Genomic DNA, 23,510 nt, shown 5'->3' on the forward strand with positions numbered 1-23,510 from the left:
ATCCTAACCTGATAAAACACATGTTGCTTTCAGCCCCTGAACAACTATGGGTAAGCGATATTACCTACATCCGGACCCAGTTGGGCTTTAGTTATTTAAGTCTGATTACTGATGCTTATTCCAGAAAGATTGTAGGATTCGCTCTCCATCCGAACCTTGAGGCTACTGGTTGCATCATCGCTTTGGAGATGGCCATCGCTGGAAGAAAGAAGGACTCACCCTTTATATTGGTTCATCATTCGGATCGGGGGATACAATATTGTTCTAAAAGCTATACTGAGCTTCTAAATAGGGATAGGATCGCAATAAGTATGACTGAAAGCGGTAGTCCGTATGATAATGCTTTAGCCGAACGTGTTAACGGAATAGTAAAGAATGAGTTTTTTCCAAAACGGATATACCGTGATCATAAAGAAGCAAAAAGAAGTATTGGGATCATTATCAAAAACTACAACGAAAAAAGACCTCATGGCAGCCTGGATTATCTTACGCCAAGCAAAGCACATGATATGAGCGGTGAAATAAAAAAACGCTGGAAGCATTACCCTTATAAGAAAAAGGATATAGAAAAGGATCAAATGGAGGCTGTTTGATTCAAATAAAGAAAAAATGAATAGGCTTTTCTTTTAATAATAAATTACGAATTGTACACTTGTAAAGTAATATCAGAATTACCAGAAATGAGATGTAAACTTATTCCAGTATTACCACCTAGAAAATGTAAACTTATTCTAGTATTACAACCCAAAAACGACAAGTAAATTCAGGACGGCACACTCCTCAACCTGGTGAGATTATATTGTACGCTCGTTTAGCTTTTATGCTGACACCCTGTTTCGCACCAAACTGACGTGCTGTCTCGGATCAAGCTGTACGCACTGATCTTTGGATCAGTATTTCTTCTCTCAGCAATTCCTTTTAATTTTTTAAGTTCAGGCCAAATAAAGGGCTCAGCAGTCCAGGTGCTACTTGATGTGGTCTTTGATCAGTCAATTGGGATTTGAGCGTTTCAGGGCTTCTTTTGGAGGGAGATTTAGCTTTGCTTTCAATTCATGCTTTACTGATCTTGTGAAGAGCTTTAGGTATAGTCTTTAAACTGGATGATTGGGAGTCTTTCCTAGGGGAAGGAAATTTGAGATCGAGGCCTGTTTTTGTTCAGAGGGAAATGGACAATTTAGGCAGCCTCCCAGCAATCGAATTCGCGTACTGTTTGGTCCGAAAGGGACTGTACAGTTTCAGTTTCATTGAAATATGCAAATAATTACTCCAAATAATCCTTTTGTACCTCATCAATATTCAAAATTACTCGCCCTTTTTCTAGCCCCATCCAACAAAAAAGCCAGCAGTTATAGGTAACTACTGGCAAAAGGCGTGGTCCCGACGAGAATCGAACTCATATCTAAAGTTTAGGAAACTTCTATTCTATCCGTTGAACTACGGGACCTTATTGTGGCGCAAATATAATAAATCTTTTGAGCTGTAGCAGGGGATTTTTTTAATAGTCCTCAGGCTTTATCAGTCGCTTTGAAAAAGTCATCAGTCCGAAGTCTAAAGTCTTAAGTCCTGGGCGCAGAGCTCGACTCACCGCCTTAACAGCTCACCAGAACACCACCTACCTAATCACGCTTCCTTCCTGAAATTGCGCTACAGGTGCTACAAAAACCAGTTTACCCGTGGCATCCTCAGCCATTAAAATCATGCCTTGCGAAACAATGCCTTTAATTTCTCTTGGTGCCAGGTTCACAATCATGCTCACTTGCTTGCCGATAATATCTTCTGGTTTATAATGCTCTGCTATACCCGATACTACAGTACGCTCATCAATACCGGTATTAACCGTTAATTTTAACAATTTCTTGGTTTTTTCTACCTTTTCTGCAGCAATAATGGTAGCTACACGGATATCCATGGCCGAGAAATCATCAAACTGGATGTTTTCCTTAGCCGGGATAGCAGCTGCTGGTTGTGCATTGGCTGCCTTGCTTTGGTTTAGCTTTTCAACTTGGAAATCGATCTCTGTATCTTCTATCTTTTCGAATAACAATACTGCTTCACCAATACTATGGCCTCTTTTAACCAAATTAATGGTTCCGGCATCTTCCCATTCCTGTCCACCATTTTCCAACATTTTCATCAATTTATCTGCTGTAAATGGCAAGAAAGGCTCAATTAAGATTTGAATATTAGCGGCAATCTGAATGGCAATATTTAAGATGGTACGCACACGGTCTTCATCAGTTTTGATCAGTTTCCAGGGCTCAGTTTCAGCTAAATATTTATTTCCCAAACGGGCTACATTCATCACCTCAGAAAGGGCTTCTCTAAAACGGTAGTTTTCAATAGATGCAGAAATTTTAGCCGGATAAGTCGCCAGTTCATCTATCACTGCCTGATCTGTAGGCGTAATCTCCATACAGGTAGGCACCACGCCGTTAAAGTATTTATGGGTTAAAACTACCACGCGGTTAACAAAGTTGCCCAAAATGGCTACGAGCTCATTGTTATTTCTGGCCTGAAAATCTTTCCAGGTAAAATCGTTATCTTTAGTTTCTGGCGCAGTAGCAGTAAGCACATAACGCAATACATCCTGCTTGCCTTCAAACTCTCTTAAATATTCGTTTAACCAAACGGCCCAGTTTTTAGAGGTCGATATTTTTTGCCCTTCCAGGTTTAAAAACTCATTGGCTGGAACGTTATCAGCTAGAGTATATTCGCCGTGCGCCATTAACATGGCCGGGAAAATGATACAATGGAAAACGATATTATCCTTACCGATAAAGTGCACCAATTTCGTTTCATCACTCTTCCAGTATTCTTCCCATCCGCATTTATCGGCTTCGTAATTGTTAATGTAGTATTCTTCTGCTTTCGGATTCCACACATCTAGCTTGGCGTAGTTACAAAGCTCTTTTGTAGCCGAGATATAACCAATAGGGGCATCGAACCAAACGTACAGTACTTTACCTTCGGCATCGCGCAGGGGAACACGTACACCCCATTCTAAGTCGCGGGTCATGGCGCGTGGCTGTAAGCCTGCGTTTAACCAGCTTTGGCATTGTCCATAAACATTGGGCCTCCACTCTTTGTGGCTTTCAATATAAGTTCTTAATCTATCCTCGTATTGATCTAAAGGCAGGAACCAGTTTTTGGTTTCTTTCAAGATCGGCTTATCTCCCGATAGGGTAGATTTAGGATTGATGAGATCGGTAGCGTTTAAGGTAGATCCGCAGTTTTCGCACTGATCGCCATAAGCATTCTCGTTACCGCATTTAGGGCAGGTACCTGTAATGTAACGATCGGCTAAAAATTGTTTTGCTGTTGGATCGTAGTACTGCTCGGTTACTTCTTCGGTAAAAACACCTTTATTGTAAAGTGTAGAGAAGAAATCTGCAGCCGTTTGGTGATGCGTTTGCGAAGATGTACGATGATAGATATCAAAAGAGATTCCGAATTCTTTAAAAGAATCGCCAATAATCTTGTGGTATTTATCTACTACTTCCTGAGGCGTAATGCCTTCTCTTTTGGCCTTTAGGGTAATGGGAACACCATTTTCATCAGAGCCGCAAATAAACTTCACATCGCGTTTATTAGACCTTAAATAGCGGGCATAAATATCTGCAGGGATATAAACCCCAGCTAAGTGCCCAATGTGAACCGGTCCGTTAGTGTATGGAAGTGCCGCAGTTACGGTATATCTTTTTATTTTACTATTATCCAAAACAATTTTTATTAATTTGGCAAAGATAAGTGTTTTTGAAGATGATTAAGCAAGCCCCATATTTAAAAAAAGGAGATAAGATTGCGCTGGTTTGTCCGGCGAAGAAATTACCTAAATCTATAGACCATGCAATTGCCGTTTTAGAAGGCTGGGGACTGGAAGTTGTCATCGGTAAAAGCCTTTACGCCAGTCACCACCAGTTTGCCGGTACAGATAGTTTACGCACAGCTGATATTCAACAGTTTCTGGACGACCAGGAGATTAAAGCCATTATTTCTGGCCGTGGAGGCTACGGCACCATCAGAATAATCGATCAGCTGGATTTTACTATATTTAAACAGCATCCGAAATGGTTTGTAGGCTTTAGTGACATTACCGTTCTCCTTTCGCACATCATTGCCGAAACGGAGCTTCAATGTATCCATGCCCAAATGCCTTATACTTTTGAGGAAGCTACGCCCGAATCTTTAACATCTTTAAGGAAATCGCTATTTGGCGAAAAGCAGGATTATAGTTACACCAGCGGATTTAAGAATAAAACAGGGGAGGCTTCCGGCCAGTTAATTGGGGGTAATTTAACTTTACTCTGCGCATTGCAAGGCTCGGTATCTGAAATGGACTTTAAGGACAAGATTCTGTTCTTAGAAGACATTGGTGAACAGGAATATGCGGTAGACAGAATGCTTAGGATGTTGCAGAGAGCAGGTAAACTGAAAGACTTACGGGCATTGGTTATCGGCGCATTTAACGAGATAGCGGAAGAGAAAATTCCTTTTGGCCAAACCGTTAATGAGGTGATTTGGGAGGTAGTAAAAGGCTATGATTACCCGGTTTGTTTTGATTTCCCTAGCGGACATATAGACAATAACCTGAGCATGGTTTTAGGTGCTGAAGTAAAGTTAACAGTAGAAAGCAATAACGTTCAATTTAAATATTTATAAGATGGCTATTTTTGACAATTTAGGCAAGTATCGCAACACAGGTTTATTACTGCTGAGGTTAGGTTTGGGGGTAATGTTTATTATTCATGGTTTCCCTAAACTGGCGGGTGGACCAGCTGGCTGGACAGGCCTTGGTGGCAGCATGAAAGTAATTGGTATTGATTTTCAACCTGTATTTTGGGGCTTTATGGCCGCAGCTACCGAAACCTTTGGTGGCTTTCTATTAATTGTAGGGCTCTTTTATCGCCCTGCATGTATGCTTTTGGTATTTACCATGATTATTGCTGCACTGGTTCATTTCGGCAAAGGAGACGGCCTGCAAGGTGCTAGTCATGCCATAGAGTTAGGCATTGTATTCTTCAGTTTGATTTTTATCGGACCAGGGAAGTATAGTGTGGATAAGAAATAAAAAAAACAGGCTGTATCATAAATCAATTAATTTCTTGAATATTATCACGTAGAGTTTGTCGAAATACATTAAGAAAAGTTCATCAAATTCTCGATAACTTGCCCGATTTTCACCAGGGGCCTCAAGTGAAGGGAGAAAAATATGATATGATACAGCCGATTTTTATTGGTTCAAAAACTTGAATAACTCAACCAAGTCTTCCTCATTCTTCAAACTTTTATTTGCAGATAAATAAGTATCCAGCTGACTTTTATGATTTGCCAAAATAGTTTCTAAACTTTTCTTATTGATCTTAAACTCTTCCAGCTTAGTGTTTTTGAGATAATAATACTTTTTGTTTTCATCAATAACTTTATTGAGGTTGGCAGAATTATACCCTTTTGCTTCCAAAAGGGTTTTTTTGACTTTCTTATAAACTTTAAACTTTCCATCGGCCAATACCTCATAATAACCAGCATTGCCTGAGCCGGATTCAGGTGTAAGATATATATACCTCTTACTAGCTGTTCCTGATTTAATCACAAAAGACTTCACCTTAGGCTTGAATTCATAGCTTGCTCCATTTGCCTGAAAAAGGAGGTTATCTGTAACTTGATCGTATTTTAATGAAAGGTTCTGTATCAATTTATTTTCATTTGTAATCACTTCACCAAGTTTCCAATCTGCATAGAGATAAGCACTACCCTCAATATTTTCGTAACGTTTATCCGTTATTAATTTTCCCTTTTCATCAGGAATAAACTGATACTGCGCATTTACATTTTTTACAGCCAAAAGTATAAAAAACAGAATAACGCTCGAGATTTTTGCGTTTAATTTCATATTTATAAAATTAAAAGAGCCCAAAGTGGGCTCTTTATTATAAAGTTAATTTACCATGTAGGATTTTGTTGAGCTTTCAATGTTGGATTGTTGGTCGTTTCAGAAAGCGGAATTGGCCAAACAAATCTATAATCTGCATAAGGTATAGCAACAACAGATCTAGCTCCTGTATATGGGGTTGATGCATTCCATGAAGCGAAGGTGGTGCCGGCAAAAGAAACCTTTGCAGGTATCCCTCCAGTTGTAAATGTAGCATCTGTAGCCAGTCTATGAATATCGCCCCAACGGTGACCTTCAGCTAAGAACTCTATTCTTCTTTCATCTAAAATTGCCTGAACCAGGCTGTTTGGCGTAGCAAAGTTGGCAATCGTGTACTGATCAGCTACATTGGTTATGGCTCTGTTACGCACTGCATTTAATAATGCAAGTGCTCTCAGGTCCAGGCTATTTGTTCTCGATAAAGCTTCAGCAAGATTTAGTAACACCTCCGAATACCGGATTATAGGGTTAGCATCAGTAAAAGTAGCCGGATCACGATATTTATTAGAGAAATAAGCTCTTGCAGCTACCGTTGAACTTGCATCGCTATTAGCCAACAACGTTCTTCTTAAATCATTTGCTTTCCAGAACGGCGCATTCCAGATAATCGGAGAAATAGCAATTAATCCCCGGCCAGGTGCCTTACTGTACATGGTAGAAATAGCCCCATTAGTACCAGAATTTCTATTCGTATTATTCTCGATCGAAAATATAGATTCGTTGGTTCCATAATTTTGAGCAAAGGCAGCATCAGGGCTGCTAGCCAGTTCGTAAGACCCTACAGTACTTTTAAATGGAGCAGTTAACGATACGATTTTATTCCCTTCTTCAACCACTTTAGCCCAGTTGTTCATGTGTAGATAAATTCTGGTTTTAATCGCAATTGCAGCACCCCTTGTTGCGTGGGTGATCTTCAAACTTGCAGAAGAATAAGTAGGAGGCAAATTGCTTTCTGCATAATTTAAGTCTTCCAAAATTTTATCGTAGCAATCCTTAACAGTATTTCTGCCTTGATTATTATTTTGAGTTACCCTTTCAGGTGTATTTACGGGTAGCGTACGATAAGGCACCCCAGGATGAGTTGCTCCCGCGGTATGACCATAAGGACGAGCAAAGTGAATCAGTAGTTCGTGATGCGCCAATGCCCTTAAGAAACGTGCTTCACCTTCATATTGCTTAGCAAGATCGGCAGTAATTACATTTTTTGCTGCCGCACCTTGCACTCCTTCTATAACTACGTTGGCTCGATTAATTAAGGCATAGAGTGTTTCCCACATAGCTGTACCATTAGGAGAGTTGGTAGCATTTGTTGTTTCATAAGTTATAAGATAAAACGATGGAACGGCAATTACATCTTCTCCTCGGGCATCTTGTTGCTCTGTATTTGCTGCTCCAAAAGGATACCCACGATTTGTTCCATCTGTATACGCTCCGGCTTGAGCTGCGCTATATACTCCAGTAACAGCCTGTGCTACACGATCCGGAGTTGTAAAGGCCTCTTCCTCAGCAAAACTGTTATTAGGAACCAGATCAGTAAATTTCTTGCAGGAACTTACAGTTAATGTAAGTCCAATCATCATAAAAGCCACGCTGTTACGAATATTTATATGTTTTATTATTTTTTTCATTTCCTTAGATTTTGATAGTGTTAAAAACCTAGATTCAAACCAAATGTAAATGTTCTCAATTGAGGGTTTCCATTAAAATCTACGCCTGCACCGGTGGTATTGGTTTCAGGATCCAAACCTTTATAACCAGTAATCACAAATAAATTTTGAGCAGACGCATATACTCTTACTTTTTTGATGCTCCCTTTTGATAAAATAGAGCTTGGTAATGAGTATCCTAATGCTAGATTATCCATTCTTAAAAAATCACCTTTTTCAACAAACCTCGACAACGAGTTGTTATCCAGATTAATAAAAGAACCTCTAGCTGCCCATAGTCTAGGCATTTGTCCATCACCAGGATTTTCCGGGCTTTGCCATCTTCCCAAAACCTCAGTACTATTATTTACAAAGTTGTTACTCAATAAGTCTTGTCTGGTTCTGTTCATAATGTAATTACCACCTTGGAATCTTAAGAACACATTTAAGTCGAAATCTCCATAAGTAATGGTATTGTTAAAGCCTCCAAACCACTTAGGTAATGAGTTTCCAAGAATTACCTTATCTGCAGCAGTAAGCGACGAGCGGTTATCTGGGTTTGTAGCACTAACTGGCTGTGCCGCATTGAAGAAATAGTTTGGATTAGCCGGATCATACTTATAGTATGTTGTATTGCTGATTCGACCCTGTACTAAGCTACCATCAGCTTTCACATACAGCGGATTTCCATTTGCAGCATTTACGCCAGCATATTGGTAACCATATAATGTTCGGATAGATTCACCAACACGGGTAAGGTTATAATCTCCAACAATATCGTTACCATCAACTAAACCGGTAACCACATTTTTCTGGATAGAGAAGTTTAATGTAGTATTCCAGGTGACTTTGCCTGCAGGTAACACACTCGCATTTACTGAAAACTCCCAGCCTTTATTGCTCATACTACCCACATTTCTACTAATGGAGTTTCCAGGCACACCTAATACTGGCGCTGTTGGAGCAGCCAAAATCAAATCTTTAGTGTCTTGTTTCCAGTAGCCTAATCCCAAGTTTATCCTGTTTTCCAACAAACCAATATCTAATCCAACATCGTATTTCTTCTGCGATTCCCATTTTAGTAATGGATTTCCGGTATTATTAAATCCAATACCTCCTTGATTACCATAAAGTGCAGCACCGTATGTTCCAAAATAAGGGAATGAACCAATATCAGTATTTCCAACTTCAGCAAAAGACGCTTTTAATCTTAAATCAGAAATGAAACTCAAGCCAGATGCATTTTTGAAGAAATCTTCTTCCGTAATGCGGTACTGAACGCCCACCCCTGGAAAATAACCTACTCTGTTATTGAGTGGAAGTGATGATAAAGCATCTCTACGAATGGAACCCGTGATGTAATATTTATTTTTGTAGTTATAGTTAAACCTTCCCAAATATGATTCAATACCATTCAGAGTTAAACCTCCTGAAACAGTAGGGGTAATAAATGTACCTGAAGTAATGTTTTGGTTAAAGTAAATGTTCAGTAAGTTAGATACGTTAGCCTGGAAGAAAGAAGATCTTTGCTTTTGCAACTCTGATACTAATGTAACATCGATATTATGCTCTCCATTAATGGATTTTGTGTACGACAAAATATTTTGCCAGTTCCATCTGAAAAATGGACTGTATGCCTGAGACATTGATCCATTACCACTAAAACCATCGCCATGGCGAGGATCTGTATAAACAAAATCTTCGATGTAGGAACCATCAATTCCTAATTGTGTTTTGAACTTCAAGCCGTCAAAAATCTTTGCCTCTAAATAGGTTGATCCAATTAAACGAATGGTTTGAGATTGACGAACATTATTATCCAATACAAATCTGATGTTAGGAATATTATCAGAAATAGGACTCAAATTAGCACCTGGCCCGAGTGATCTTCTATCTGCGCTAATATTGTAACCAGTGATATCTGTATCACTATAAACAGGTACGTTAGGCAACATACGTGTAGCCGCAAAAATATTTCCTGAAAGGTTGTTCGAGCCAGCTAAAGGCCCTAAGTTCTTCTGATAAGTTACCCCTGAAGTAATACCGAATGTTAAAAAGTTGGTGATTTTTTGATCCAGATTCGCTCTAAAACTATATTTCCTCAACGAGTTGGATACAATTGCGCCTTTTTGATCTGTAAAACCAAGCGACATAAAGTACTTCGTTTTGTCGGTTCCACCTGAAGCAGATACTGAATGGCTTTGCTGTACAGATTGCTGGAAAACAGCATCTTGCCAATCCGTATCGATGAAGCCTCCGGATCCATCTGGAGTAGCTTTAGCCTGAGGTGTTTGACCTGCATTAGTGAAACGCTCGTTTGCTATGGTCACAAATTGATCAGCATTCAATAAGTCAAAACGGCTGGAAATATTTGCAATGGCGGTCCAACCATCATAGTTGAATTGCACACCCGACTTACCTCTTTTAGTTGTAATCAACACAACTCCATTGGCAGCTCTTGATCCATAGATGGCCGTAGCAGCACCATCTTTAAGTACCTCCACAGATTCAATATCATTGGAATTGATGTCAGCTAAAGCATTAACAGAGGTAAATCCACCCACGTCACCACTAATAACGGGAATACCATCTACCACATACAAAGGTGAAGCACCTGAGGTAATGGAATTTATACCACGAATTCTAATTTGAGGCGCCTGGCCTAATAAACCAGAGGGTGTAATAACCTGAACACCTGTAGCTTTACCAGCTAGCGCACGATCAAAAGAAGGGGCAGGTATATTTTGAAGTGATTCTCCAGACACCTTTGCTATACTACCAATAACGTCCTTCTTTGCGGCAGTACCATAGCCTACTACTACAACATCTGTTAATGATTGTGCATCCGAAGCTAAACTAACATTAATTGTGTTTTTGCCAGTAATTGAAATAGATTGGCTAATATAGCCCACAGAGCTAAATTCTAACGCTGATGCTGATGTAGTAACGCGTATGCTGTACTTTCCGTCGGCACCACTGGTGGTTCCGCCAGAGGCCCCCTTGATTCTTACGCTTACACCTGGTAATGGAAGTCCGTCTTCCTTTCCGGTAACTGTTCCGGAGACTGTTCGATCCTGTGCCATTACCGAAGAGGCAATGAACAGTAACACGAACAAACTTTGTAGAAGTTTTTTCATGAATGGTTTAGTTTAAGTTAATAATGATTTTGAAATATAATTAAAAATTGACAAAAATTACAACTCTTTAATTGAAATAAATTATAGAATTACTCATTTTACCGATTTATTTAAAGAATTCTATTAAAAATACGCTAAAATATTAAAACTACATAAGAAAACTCCTAAATTAAGAGCGCAAAAAACCCGTTATTATGGTTTTTTAAAAGTAAAACACTTACAAAAACCACAAATCAATATTATAAACAAGAAATCTTATGCACTAGAATAAAATTAGCAAGAATAGGCTCAGATGAGCCATATTAGTAGATCAAATTTTCTCATAAATTAGTTTAGGTTAGTTAATAATATACAAGATAACAATAAGTATATTGTAATGCAAATTTTACAAATATTTTTTAATCAAGTAATAACCAAAGGGTTACTACACGTTTAAACTTTTCTCCGAAATACCAAGCCAGCCACTTATTTTCCAAAGTATCATTAAAAGACCAGATCAAAAATACATGACAAATAAAAAGGGCGGCTATTTTAGAAATAACCGCCCTTTTAAGGTATTTAATATCAAATACTATGGGTTTTGAGGACCAATGTTTGGATTGGCATTCAATTCATCTCTTGGAATCAAGAATAGGAATCTTGGATCTCCAGCAGGAATTGAAACTACTTCAGATACAGACGCAGAAACATAGTTAGGAACGTTAGCTGTTGATCTATCTAATGGTAGATTCAATCGTTTCAAATCTAAATACCTGAAACCTTCACCCCAAAGTTCAACCCTACGGTTAATCATAATTTCGTCGGTAAGAGCAGTGCCTGTTTTAGTACTCTGTACAGCAGTTAAGTCTCTTTTAGAAACTAATGCAAATAATGCCGATTGAGCTAAGGCTGTTTGACCACTTCTGGCATAAGCCTCTGCTAAAATTAAATGCATCTCTGCACTTCTCATCCATGGAACATCACCTAAAGAAGGATCTCCCACTGTTTTTACCGAGAATTTTCTGCTCATATAAGCTCTTCTGGTGAAGGCCGTTGTAGGTAAAGGAAAGTTAGCAGCTGTTGGTGATGGCTCCCACATTTTCTTTCTCACATCGTTAGCACCAATCTGATCATATAGCGCCTTGTTAATCATTTTTGGCGTACCTCTCATGTAGGTAGTATTCGCATTATACGCAATTTGTGCATAAAATGATCCGAAAGTATCACCCTGCTCAGTAGTTGGCATGGCGCACCACATAAATTCAGACAAAGTGTTATTGTTGAATCCAATTTGATAATCAGCCTGGCTCATTAACGGATATCTTCCCCCATCAATTACTTCTTTGGCGTATTTAATGGCATTTGGATAATCTTGCATGGTTAATGCTACCCTTGCCCTTAATCCTTTAGCTACCCAAACATCTGCATGGGTTTTATTCACCTTCGTTGTAAGGTTTAAAGCGATTGCCTTGTCTAAATCTGAAATAATCTGAGCATAAACCTGCTCAACTGAAACGCGAGGCATAGCTACATCAGCAACTTTCAATACCAATGGAACGCCCAGTTGATTATTTGGGGCACCAGCTATATATCTCGTTCCATAAAACTGAACCAGGTATGAATAAGCATAAGCTCTGATGGTATAAGCTTCTGCTTTAATTCTGTTCTTATCAGCATCAGATCCGGTAGCCGCATCAATATACTCCAACAAATAGTTTGCATTGTTAATCATACGATAAAACGTACGATAGTAATAGGTATTACTTGGATGAGTATCGTTACGGGGAGCAACATAATTTCCCTCACCAGTAGAGGTAAACCAGGTAGCTGCTGCCTGATGTAAATCTTCACCCATGAAGTCAATACCCAGCAAAATTCCGCCAACACCAGGTTTGCCCTGAACATTGGTTGTAGTTGCTGTTGTTCTGGTAAACATGTAAGAATAAATACCATTTAATACCGATGTGGCATTGGTTGTTGTAGAAAAAATCTCTTCCAGGCTGACCTGATTAGTAGGTTGCGTTTGGAGGTATTCCTTTTTACAGCTTGGCGCAATTAATACGACCAATAGAACTGCAAATATTAAAATCTTTTTCATATCTCTTTCTTCACTAATTTTAAATACTATAATGATAAGTTAACACCAACACTAATAGCACGCCCCTGAGGGTAAGTATTAGCGTTTACGCCGTCAAATGATTCGCTTGGATTTAAACCTTTTCTTTTGGAGTGCAGGTATAAATTTTCTGCAGTAACAAATAAACGTGCATTTTTAACATCAATTTTGCTTAAGAAACTTTGTGGTAAAGTATAGGCTAAGTTTACGTTGCGAATGTTCCAGTAAGAGGCATCAACTAACCATCTTGATGAGGTGGCATTAATATTAACAGAGTTACCATAATCTGCTCTAGGAATACTAGCAGTAGTATTGCTTGGTGTCCACGAACTTAAAATGTCTTTATGTAATGCTGAACCATAAGATCCAGTACTCATTAAGCCCTGGTAAACCCCATCATAAGCTTTTCCACCAATTTGATAGTTGATTAAGAAGGATAATGACCAGTCTTTATAACTGAAAGTATTGTTCACAGAACCCAACAAGTCTGGAATAGCTGAACCAGAATAGTCAAACTTAGCGTTTGCCTGAGTAGTTACATATTGTACGCCGTTAACAGTTCTAATGCTAGTTGCCGCAGTCCCCTCAGCAGGAATATACAAAGCTGCCCCATCCGTAGGGTCAACACCCGCATATTGTCTCAACCAGTAATCATAAATACTATGTCCTGCCTCTCTTCTTTTTGTTCCACTAATAATTTGTGGTGTTTCGGCAGGCAATTTGGTGATTTGGTTCTTGAAAACACTCCAGTTGGTTACGATATTCCAGTTGAAATCTTTTGATCTCAAAATTTCAGCACCTAATTGAAGCTCAACACCTCTGTTGTACATTGAACCAGTATTTCTCACAACAGTAGTAACTGCTGAGGAAAGTGGCTGTGGAATATTTAAAATTAAATCATCAACATTCTTGTTATAGAATTCTAACTCTCCATATAATCTTTTACCGAAGAAAGAGAAACTTACACCAGTGTTTAAGGTATTTTGTTTTTCCCAGGTTAAATCAGGAGTAGCAACTGTAGCTAAAAGCACACCACCTTCAACATTCGAGTTTAAACCCAGGTCAAAGAAAGCTCTGTCTCCATAGTAACGTGCAGATCCATCACTTTCAAGAATCGCATTGTTACCCACTTGTCCATAAGAAACCTTAAGTCTCAAATCGTCAATCCAGCTAGATTCTTTCAGGAAGTTCTCTTTTTTAATAGCCCATGATCCACCCACAGAGAAGAAAGTTCCCCATCTTCTGTTAGGAGAGAATCTTGATGAACCATCACGTCTTAATGATGCATCCACGAAATATTTATCATTATAACTGTAAGAGAACTTTGATAAATAAGACTCAATGCGGTCATTATCCGCTCTACCTGTAGAACTTAATGAAGTTACAAAGTTTGGAAACTCTGTATTTCCGCGTGCGATCAGGTTATTTCTATCAGCAGAGAAAGTACGGAAATTATAACTGTAATTCTCGTGACCCACTAAAGCTGAAAAATTATGCAAGCCAATTGTCTTGTTATAAGTAAGCAACTGGTTAAAAGTATATGATCTGATGGTATTTGTGGTTTGTGATTTATATCCATTGGTTCCTGCACCATCTCCAACCAGTGGATTCCAGAATACTTCTGTATTATTGTTTCTTAAGTCCATGCTGATGTTTGGCGTGAAGGTGAAATCCTTTAAAAATTTCACTTCGACAAACGATCTCGCACTAATTAAACTTCTTCTGAATGCGTTATCATTCAGCATCGTTTCATAAATAACATGACGACCTGGAGAAGCACCTGAAGGACGGTTAATTGCGCCTGGATGAATACCATAATCGTACCATTGCTCGCCTGTTATCGGGTTCATAATTGGATTTCCTGTAGCGTCGAAAGCATGAACAGGGTAAATCGGACCAATACCTCTTGCAAAGCTGAAAGCATTAACAAAACTCGCACCATTTCCGGTAGAAGCATCAGAAGCTACACTCGCATCAGACATTGTACCTGATAAATTTAAACCTGTTCTTAACCATGGCTTTAATTTAGTGTTTACGTTAACCCTCGCGTTGAAACGACGGAAATCTGATTTCAAGATAAATCCCTGATCATTCAGATAACCTAATGAGATCAGGTAATCAGATTTATCTGTGCTTCCTGCAGTACTTACATTCGCATCAGTTCTCTTTCCTGTTCTCTCCATACCGCCATACCAATCGAAATCATCATACAACAATGAGGCATTAGGATTTAGCATACCATCTAAACCTACTACCTGATTGGCCGGCACATTAAATGGGTTATAAATTAAGTTGGTGCCAACGTCTTGACTGGCTCTTGCCGAAGCAGCAGCATCAGTTAATTTTGTTGTGGCAGTGAACATGAAGTTGTTTTTAATTCCTTGCCAAACCGCAGGATAGTATTGATATGCATCTAAGCGATCGTACTCAGGAATACCCCTTGTAGACCAACCCTGACTAAAATTAACATTGATAGTCGGATCGCCACCTCTACCTTTTTTGGTGGTTACAATGATCACACCATTGGCACCTCTTGCACCATATAGGGCAGAAGAAGAGGCATCCTTCAACACTGAGATACTCTCAATGTCATTTTGGTTGATATCACCAATACTACCGTCGTAAACCGCTCCATCTAATACAATTAAGGGGCTGCTTGATGAAGATAAGGAACCAAAACCACGGATTCTGATTGCTGCACTTGCGCCCGGTTGCCCGTTTGAAGCACCAACAGAAATACCAGGTGCAGAACCTTGTAAGGCAGCTGTTAAGTTAGTAACAGTCCTTTTCTCTAAATCCTTTGAACTGATGCTGGACACTGAACCTGTAATAGATTCCTTTTTCTGCGTACCATAAGCCACAACAACCACATCACCTAAGCTCTTCGAATCTGAAGCTAAGCCTACATTTAGTGTGTTTGATGAAGTTACATTAACTGTTTTGGTAACGAATCCGATATAAGAGAATTGGATCGCTGTTACAGAAGAACTGATTCTAAGTGAATATCTTCCGTCGCCGCCCGTCACTGCTACCGCTTGTGACCCTACGGCTTTAACACTTACACCTGGAAGCGGGATATTGTCTTCCGTAGATGTTACTGTTCCACTAATTGTTCGATCTTGTGCCATCGCATGAAATGCAACAAACACCAACACGAACAAACTTTGTAAAAGTTTTTTCATGAAATTTAAGTTAGTTTGAATGATAATTATTTAATGTGCTAATATAAAGAAAGTATTCTGTAATGCAAATTTTACATAAACATTTTTTTTTGCTTATTAATTAGACAAAGAATTTAGGCTTAATGAATTACACTTTGCTACAAAATGGCTTTTTCATACGATAGAAGCAAATTTTTGCCTTGTAAGCCCGCTAAAGCAGAAAACAAACGTTTATTATGAGTAAATTTTGCTTCTGTATTTCTCCTAATACAGGATTGAAGCTTTTAGTGCAAATAATTTGTAAACAAAAAAGCCGTACCATTCTTAAATGATACAGCTTTTTTTGAAAATTATTCGAACTATTAGTAACCTTGATTTTGCTGACCTTGTAAGCCAGGATTGTTATCAATCTCTCTTTGAGGAATTGGCAAAATAGTTTTAGCACCACCAAATGCTGCTGCTGGATTCGCTGCTCTTAATGGTTGCCTGTTACGAAGCAAATCCATTCTGCTATGTCCTTCGAAAGCCAATTCTTTACGTCTTTCAATTAGTAAAGCATCTATAAGGGCTTGTTGAGTAGCCACAACTTTAGGTAATAAACCTGCTCTGTTTCTAATTCTGTTATTCAAAATAGTCACCGCTTCTGCATTAGGTGTTGTATTTTGACGAGCCAAAGCTTCTGCCAGGTTCAAATACACCTCAGTTGTACGGATAACCGGAGAGTTATCAGAGTTATTTACCGCATCAGGGAATTTAGTAGTGAAAAAGTGTGGTAAACCATCAGCTGCATTTCCAGAAATCTTAAGTGCAAAACGTCTGTCTGTAGGCTCAGTGTTATATGCATTAATCAAATCCTGAGAGAAAGGCGCATCACCACGACCAGCTAAAGCTGCCGGATTGTAGTATGAAGCCCAACCGCCAGAACCTGTTCTGCCGTTATCAATAGCACTATTTTGGATAGTGAATACGTCTTCGCTTGTGTTTCCACTGTAGAAAGCATAGTTTGGTGCAGTATCATAAATACCTTGTGCTAAAGTGCTTCTAGCTGCGCTTTCCGCTTTAGCCCACTCTTCTCTGTAGATGTACAATCTTGATAAAAGTGCATATGCAGCTCCTTTAGTTGCACGTCCACGTGTTTCAGCCGCATCACTATATGATGGAGGTAGGGCAGGAATAGCTTCGTTCAAATCCTGAACAACTTGCGCATGTACCTGACTTAATGTACTTCTTGATGGGTAGGTCACTGTACCATTGAAAGGTTCTAAAACTATAGGAACCGCAAGATTACTTCCTGAGCTTACCTGAAAAGGTTGAGCGAAAAGGTTTGATAACTGGAAGTAAGCTAAAGCTCTTAGAAACTTTGCTTCAGCAATGTATTGAGATTTATCAGCATCAGACAAACCGTCTACAGCACCAACCTTCGCAATTACGTTATTTGCACGGGTAATTACTTGGTAATGAATTTGCCAAATTGTAGCCACATTTCCATTGGTAGATACACTTGAGAAGGTGTTAAGCTCTTGCAAGGTCGGGAATGTACCAACAAAGTCAACATTATTCCCCATGTAATCGCCAATTACCTGAGGTAAACTACCATAAAAATCTAAAGTTTGAGCGGTACTATACACCCCCCTTAACGCACCTAATGCAGTTGCAGGAGAGTTAAATACAACTTCTTCTGCCAAATCCTGTTGTGGCAATTTCTCCAATTCTTTCTTGCATGCTGATATAGACACTACAAGAGCTGAGAGTATAATTATATATTTTAATTTCATCTTTTCAAATTTTAAAGGCCAATATTTACACCGAAAGTAAAGGTTTTCGCCTGCGGCAAAGCAAAGAAACTCTGGCCTAACACCAGGTTGGATGAGCCGTCAGCAGAAATCTCAGGGTCTCCTCTGAAATCTTTGTCCTTTATAGTCCAGATATTCTGACCCTGGAAGTAAAGTCTTAAGCTGGAGAAAACCTTGCTTTTTTGCAAGAATTCTTTAGGGAAACTATATCCCACAGATAAAGTTTTTAAACGCATGTATGAACCGTTCAACAACTGTTTTGTAGAAACCTGTTGATAGGTTGTTCTGGTTGGACTAGTTAAACCAGGCGCAAATGCATTATCTCCTGGCTGTTTCCAGTAATCTAACATTTTAACACTCTTGTTATAAGAACCTGACCCAAAGTTGTCTGCAAACTGTAAACCATCTAAGTAAACATCATTACCATAGCTAAAGTTGAAGAATGCTGATAAATCAAAATTCTTGTAAGTAAATGTGTTGGTGATACCCCCTGAAAAATCTGGATTACCTTTACCTACAATTACGCGGTCAGATGCAAGAGGCGTAGTTGTTGGTGTACCATCCTTCTTCAACCATTCTGCATTACCCGTTTGTGGGTTAATGCCATTGTAGCGGATAAGGTAGAAGCTATTTTTAGAGTAACCAGTAATCGCGCGTTGCACGGCACTTCCAGTTAAGAAATTACGGCCATCTTCATCCGGATTAGCCGGTAAATCAATAATAGTGTTTTTATTGAAACCGATGTTAAATGAAGTTCTCCAGGTGAAATCACGTCCAACTATGTTATCAGAATTAATACCAATCTCAAAGCCTCTATTTCTCATTTTACCCACATTCCTATTAGCTGTTGCATAACCTGTAGTATATGGATAAGGAACGGCCAATAAAGCGCCGGTTGTATTCTTATTATAGAAATTTAACTGAACATCAATAGCTTTAAACAATCTGGCAGAAAGACCAATATCTAATTGTGCGGTTTCTTCCCAGCTTAAATCAGGATTTGGAACGACATTTGGAGTTAGTCCAGCCTCACCCAGATAGTTAGACCCTGAGGCAAATGTGCCAATGTAACCGTTGAACCCAATATTATCGTTACCCGCAGTACCATAACTTGCTGTTAACTTTAAGTTTTGAGCAATGCCATTATCTTTGTTAAAGAAAGCTTCGTTAGAAATTAACCAACCTCCAGAAACTGCATAAAAATTACCGTACTTTTTGTTTGCTCCGAACCTAGAAGACCCATCTCTTCTGAATGAAGCTTCAAATAGGTATTTCTTGTCATAGTCATAGTTGAACCGACCCAATAATGATTGAAGTGCCCACTCAAAAACTTCTTCTGAAGCAGTAATTGGTGTAGAGGCAGAACCTACGTTAGGAAGATCATCACTTACGAAACCAGATCCTTCAACCATCATCTGAGTAAGTTTAGATGTTTCAAAACTGTAACCAGCTAAAACACCAATAGTATGTTTGCCAAAGGTCTTGTCGTAGTTTAAGGTATTGTTGTTAACCCATTTATTGTCAGTGTAATGCGTTCTGTAAGCATAACCACCTGGTGTTAATAAATCTGTTTCACGGTATTTTTCATCAACACCATAATTATCAATACCCCAATCAGTTTTCAATTTTAATCCCGGGATAACATTATATTCAAGGAAAGCATTTCCTGTACTTCTATCTGAGTAGTTTTTATTGATCCCAGTTTCTGCAATCGCTACTACGTTGGCTACGAAACCAGTATTCTGGAACTTGCCATCAGGACCAAAAGGCGTTACATAAGGCAATTGTAAATAACCAGCCGTTAAAGGCGCATATGTGTTATTTTCAGCACCAATACGATCCATGTCGATGTGTGACAAATTGTAGTTTAATCCGACAGTGAATTTATCAGAAATTTTGTGATCTAAATTTAACCTTCCTGATAAGCGTTTTAAGTTGTTTCCGATTGTGTAACCACTCTCATCAGAATAGGTACCGCCAATGTAGAATTTAGTTTTTTCATCACCACCGGTTGCATTTAGGTTAACCGTATTAAACTTTCCAGTGCGTACAACGGCATCAATCCAGTTATAACTAGCTGTCGGATAAGTAGGTACAGTAAGATTATTAGCTCTTAGATAATCTGTTCTAAACTGACGAAACTGATCTGCAGACATCATTTCTTCTGTTGCAGTAGGTGAAGAAAAACCATTCTGATAATCTGCATTAATGCGCGTTTTGCCCGCCGCACCTTTTTTAGTGGTGATTAAAATTACACCATTTGCACCACGTGATCCGTAAATGGCTACTGCAGCCGCATCTTTCAACACCGTCATACTTTCGATGTCGTTAGGGCTCACATTAATCAATGGATTTAAAGCAGCAGAACCACCTTGGGTTTGGCTATATTGGCCACCATTACTATTAAGAGGAACTCCATCAATTACGTATAATGGTCTTCCTATAGCAGAGATCGATCCACCACCACGAATAGTAATTTGTGCTTCTGAACCCAAAACACCAGAAGAGTTGATCATGTTAACCCCGGCAGCCTGTCCTTGCAAAGCTTGTTGTGGTGTTTGGATAGGCATGTTTTTAAAAGACTCAGATTTTACCGTAGCGGTAGTTTGAGTACTTAAAATCTTGCTTTGTTGACCATAACCTACTACAACAACGTCTGATAATGTTTTAGAATCAGACTCTAAAGTTACATTTAAAGTGTTAGTAGCGTTTAGTGTTTGAGTTTTTACCAGATAACCGATAAAAGAAAATTCGAGGGTTTTAGAACCAGAAGGAACTTTAACGGAGTATTTACCATTAGCGTCTGTAACGGATCCGATTTGCGTACCTGTTACTCTTACGCTTACTCCAGGCATCGGCAGCTTGTCATCTGAAGACGTCACCGTACCAGTAATTGTTCTGTCTTGAGCCATTGCGGTAGATGCAACAAACAAAAGTATGAACAAACTTTGTAGAAGTTTTTTCATGAAATTTAAGTTAGTTAATGAATTATTTGTGTTTAAAGCGATAAATATAATAGAGATAAGGAACAATTTAACAAAATTTAACAAACGCGTAGGTTTTAATGACTTTTTACTGACATTGTACGTTTTGCTAACTTTGATTCTTAGCTTTTGTTATAATACAGGAAATAACAACACGCTCATCTGTTGCTTACATTATTATAAAAACCTTAATATCCGCAAAACACCACATTCCCGAACAGCGTTTTTCCACCTTCCCAGAAATTCCTGAATAAAGGATCGTTAGCGATATATACCACCTGCCCTTTACCAAAATCCTGCACACCAATAAGCAATCCCGATTTGAGTTCTTCGCGCACTTTTTTACCTACTACTCCAGCCATTAAACTCTTTTCAGCCAATTGCCCTACATTCCACCCCTTAGTAAAGGGCTCATAAATCTTTCGGTCGGTTTTTAAAGTATAGTAGTTCTTACCTAAGCCGTAAGCAAAGGGGTGAGTAGCATCTAAATTTACTTTATAGATAGCCCCGGGAATAGCATATTCAAAATTATCTTTATCCTTATCCTTAAATGCCTGCTTATTAGGCTCGGGCTTCGCTTCTTTTTTAACCACAACTTCCTTTTTCTTAATATCAAATCCCTTTTTCTCAAATGAAGCTTCAATGGCATCTTCCATCAGGATTAAACGACCTCCTTTATTAAGCCAGTTCGACAGCCCCTCGCCAAACAAATTCCCGTAATTTCCATCTGGAAGCACGAGGGTGTTAATCGCATTGATATCCAAATTGTTAATATTCTGAGCATTGATCACCGTAGGTGTCAATTTAAGGTCGTGCTCCAAATAAAACCAAACTTCGCCAAAAGCAAGAGAAGAAACCTCATTACCAGAAGCGATGGCAATTTTAGGTTGTTTCAAAAGCGGGTAAACATCCGATCCGAAATCCTTACCCTTATCTACAAAACCACTCGAAATAGCTTGTAATGGCTTGCCGTGGGCCTGGGTAATGTCTGTCACTTTTCCTTTAACATTTTTATTGATCCGCTCATTTTCTACCCGTAAAACAATTAATGTTCCCGATGGATAATCCTTACCCGTCACTGTAAATGGCTGGCTCGCCTGACGGACTTTAAGATTTGCCCTTTGCAAATCAATTAACAATTGAGCATCCTCACTCGCTCCCCACTCAAACAACCAGGCAAGCGGCTTATCTACCTCACTGCTAACGGGTTTAACTTCATCCAAAGAAGAAAATTTCCCTTTTACACTTTCCTTTGAAGCATAAGCCTTTAAACCAAATACATAGGGTAACGCCCATGCGGTTATATCGTAAGTATTAGAATCAGACACAAAAGTTTGGGGCTCAAACAAAACATTGGTTAAAACTGCCCGGGGTTGCTGAACATTGACAATCAAATCATTTCGTCCAATGGTAAAACTTTCCTCTTTCTGTGTATCATAATCGTAACCTCTTCCGTTTTTATCCCCCCCATAGGCAAATTCAATCTTATTTTTAGTAAGCAATTCTGCCAATTTCTTTTGCCTGGAAAGATTAGTGGGTTTAATGATAAAGCTCTTGTAGGCTCCTGGCGGATTAGTCATCTCATGCTGGAAGTATTTCTTAAATTCGGTAACCAGTTTGCTGTGATTTATAGCGCTTACCTCTACGGTAGACATACCTGTAGTAAAGTGATGAGCGATACGGTCCTTCAAGGTTAAGGTGTCTCCATCATTATTCACAACAGACAACCCCGCTCTGATCCCGCCTTGCTCATAGGTCATTCCAATAGAGCCGTTATACAAGGGATAAGTGTCGCCGTAAGAGGGATAAAGCAGGTCAAAACGTTCCTTGGTGAAGTACTGCCAGCCTTCAGCATCAAAGTACTTCGCATTATTTTTTCCCACTACAACCTGAAAACTTCTTTGCCATGGCGTAATATCCTGGTGAACAGGCTCTGCCGCAGGGGCAAAGTAGTAGGGCTCGTTATAACCTTGTTCATGAAAATCGACATGCACCTGAGGCATCCAGTCATTGTATAAGGCCAAACGTTGCTGACTTTCAATTTGTGTTTGCCATGCCCAATCTCTGTTCAAATCAAAATAATAATGATTAGGCCGCCCTCCGGGCCATGGCTCTATGTGCTCTCTCGATGTAGGATCTGAATTCGGCTGTTTGCCTACAACGCTGTTAAAGTAATTTACATATCGATCTCTGCCGTCTGGATTTAAGCAGGGATCAATAACCACAACGGTATTTTTTAACCAATCGTTAGCCTGTCTGTTGTTGCCGGAAGCTAAAGTATAAAGCATTTTCATGGCTGTTTCAGTAGAATTTGCTTCATTGCCATGAACATTATAGCTCAGCCAAACAATCGCCGGTTGCTTACTAAGGTCAAGATTATCGCCTTCAACCCTGGTCATTTTCAGGTTGTTCAGCCTAATCTGTTCTAATCTGGAAATGTTTTCTGAAGAAGAGATAATGGCAACCATTAAAGGTCTTCCCTCATTTGTTTTTCCATATTCAATCAATTTGATGTTTTTAGGAGAAAAAGCCGCAGCTTGTCTAAAATAATTTGCAACCTGATGATGGGGTGTAAAATGAGTGCCCAGCTCATACCCTAAAAATTCGTCGGGCGATTTAACTTGAGCATTTAATGATAAAACCGAAGCCAGGATAGCGACACAGAACGTTAGCAGTTTCTTCATAAAAACAATAATTTTATCTAATGTACTAATTTTGTTTTTTCTTGTTGCTAAAGCTTAATTTTACAGCATAATTTTTACCAT

Annotated in this window: 12 protein-coding genes and 1 tRNA gene; 3 read left to right on the forward strand and 10 right to left on the reverse strand. The window is 39.0% G+C overall.

Annotation, left to right across the window (positions count from 1 at the left end; genetic code table 11):
• A partial coding sequence (locus BMX11_RS00005; RefSeq protein ID WP_139180099.1) for an IS3 family transposase occupies window positions 1-593 on the forward strand: 593 nt, incomplete at its 5' end.
• Between the two features lie 779 nt (window positions 594-1,372).
• On the opposite strand, the gene BMX11_RS00010 is transcribed toward BMX11_RS00005, so the two are convergent.
• Both BMX11_RS00010 and metG read right to left on the reverse strand, forming a co-directional pair.
• Window positions 1,373-1,444, reverse strand: a tRNA-Arg gene (locus BMX11_RS00010).
• 168 nt (window positions 1,445-1,612) lie between these two features.
• Window positions 1,613-3,718, reverse strand: coding sequence for a methionine--tRNA ligase (gene metG / locus BMX11_RS00015; RefSeq protein ID WP_090879436.1), 2,106 nt, complete (start codon window positions 3,716-3,718; stop codon window positions 1,613-1,615).
• 41 nt (window positions 3,719-3,759) lie between these two features.
• Here metG and BMX11_RS00020 point away from each other — a divergent pair, with 41 nt between their 5' ends.
• Both BMX11_RS00020 and BMX11_RS00025 read left to right on the forward strand, forming a co-directional pair.
• Window positions 3,760-4,659 carry a S66 peptidase family protein gene (locus BMX11_RS00020; RefSeq protein ID WP_090879439.1) on the forward strand — a complete coding sequence of 300 codons (900 nt, stop codon included), beginning with the start codon at window positions 3,760-3,762 and terminating at the stop codon, window positions 4,657-4,659.
• A gap of 1 nt (window position 4,660) precedes the next feature.
• On the forward strand, window positions 4,661-5,068 hold the full coding sequence (locus BMX11_RS00025; RefSeq protein ID WP_090879442.1) for a DoxX family protein: 408 nt from the start codon (window positions 4,661-4,663) through the stop codon (window positions 5,066-5,068).
• 162 nt (window positions 5,069-5,230) lie between these two features.
• Here BMX11_RS00025 and BMX11_RS00030 read toward each other — a convergent pair whose 3' ends face one another.
• From BMX11_RS00030 to BMX11_RS00065, 8 genes are all read right to left on the reverse strand, one after another.
• Window positions 5,231-5,890 carry a hypothetical protein gene (locus BMX11_RS00030; RefSeq protein WP_090879445.1) on the reverse strand — a complete coding sequence of 220 codons (660 nt, stop codon included), beginning with the start codon at window positions 5,888-5,890 and terminating at the stop codon, window positions 5,231-5,233.
• Window positions 5,891-5,940: 50 nt separating this feature from the next.
• Complete coding sequence (locus BMX11_RS00035) at window positions 5,941-7,557, reverse strand: RagB/SusD family nutrient uptake outer membrane protein (protein ID WP_217643790.1); 1,617 nt, start codon at window positions 7,555-7,557, stop codon at window positions 5,941-5,943.
• Window positions 7,558-7,577: 20 nt separating this feature from the next.
• Window positions 7,578-10,712: a SusC/RagA family TonB-linked outer membrane protein gene (locus tag BMX11_RS00040; RefSeq protein ID WP_217643791.1), complete on the reverse strand. Its 3,135-nt coding sequence runs from the start codon at window positions 10,710-10,712 to the stop codon at window positions 7,578-7,580.
• Window positions 10,713-11,283: 571 nt separating this feature from the next.
• The gene (locus BMX11_RS00045; protein WP_090879448.1) at window positions 11,284-12,789 is read right to left on the reverse strand and encodes a RagB/SusD family nutrient uptake outer membrane protein; all 1,506 of its coding nucleotides are present in this window, start codon (window positions 12,787-12,789) and stop codon (window positions 11,284-11,286) included.
• Between the two features lie 26 nt (window positions 12,790-12,815).
• On the reverse strand, window positions 12,816-15,989 hold the full coding sequence (locus tag BMX11_RS00050; RefSeq protein WP_090879451.1) for a SusC/RagA family TonB-linked outer membrane protein: 3,174 nt from the start codon (window positions 15,987-15,989) through the stop codon (window positions 12,816-12,818).
• Between the two features lie 341 nt (window positions 15,990-16,330).
• Window positions 16,331-17,743, reverse strand: coding sequence for a RagB/SusD family nutrient uptake outer membrane protein (locus tag BMX11_RS00055; protein ID WP_090879454.1), 1,413 nt, complete (start codon window positions 17,741-17,743; stop codon window positions 16,331-16,333).
• 11 nt (window positions 17,744-17,754) lie between these two features.
• Window positions 17,755-20,727: a SusC/RagA family TonB-linked outer membrane protein gene (locus BMX11_RS00060; protein WP_090879457.1), complete on the reverse strand. Its 2,973-nt coding sequence runs from the start codon at window positions 20,725-20,727 to the stop codon at window positions 17,755-17,757.
• 206 nt (window positions 20,728-20,933) lie between these two features.
• Window positions 20,934-23,429 carry a M14 metallopeptidase family protein gene (locus BMX11_RS00065; protein ID WP_090879460.1) on the reverse strand — a complete coding sequence of 832 codons (2,496 nt, stop codon included), beginning with the start codon at window positions 23,427-23,429 and terminating at the stop codon, window positions 20,934-20,936.
• Between the last annotated feature and the right edge of the window lie 81 nt (window positions 23,430-23,510).

This window comes from Pedobacter rhizosphaerae, from assembly GCF_900111155.1.
GTDB classification, from domain to species: domain Bacteria; phylum Bacteroidota; class Bacteroidia; order Sphingobacteriales; family Sphingobacteriaceae; genus Pedobacter; species Pedobacter rhizosphaerae.

Coding starts and splice junctions, on each gene's coding strand:
- BMX11_RS00020 (WP_090879439.1), top strand. CDS start 3,760: ATGATTAAGCAAGCCCCATATTTAAAAAAAGGAGATAAGATTGCGCTG.
- BMX11_RS00025 (WP_090879442.1), top strand. CDS start 4,661: ATGGCTATTTTTGACAATTTAGGCAAGTATCGCAACACAGGTTTATTA.
- BMX11_RS00030 (WP_090879445.1), bottom strand. CDS start 5,890: ATGAAATTAAACGCAAAAATCTCGAGCGTTATTCTGTTTTTTATACTT.
- BMX11_RS00035 (WP_217643790.1), bottom strand. CDS start 7,557: ATGAAAAAAATAATAAAACATATAAATATTCGTAACAGCGTGGCTTTT.
- BMX11_RS00040 (WP_217643791.1), bottom strand. CDS start 10,712: ATGAAAAAACTTCTACAAAGTTTGTTCGTGTTACTGTTCATTGCCTCT.
- BMX11_RS00045 (WP_090879448.1), bottom strand. CDS start 12,789: ATGAAAAAGATTTTAATATTTGCAGTTCTATTGGTCGTATTAATTGCG.
- BMX11_RS00050 (WP_090879451.1), bottom strand. CDS start 15,989: ATGAAAAAACTTTTACAAAGTTTGTTCGTGTTGGTGTTTGTTGCATTT.
- BMX11_RS00055 (WP_090879454.1), bottom strand. CDS start 17,743: ATGAAATTAAAATATATAATTATACTCTCAGCTCTTGTAGTGTCTATA.
- BMX11_RS00060 (WP_090879457.1), bottom strand. CDS start 20,727: ATGAAAAAACTTCTACAAAGTTTGTTCATACTTTTGTTTGTTGCATCT.
- BMX11_RS00065 (WP_090879460.1), bottom strand. CDS start 23,429: ATGAAGAAACTGCTAACGTTCTGTGTCGCTATCCTGGCTTCGGTTTTA.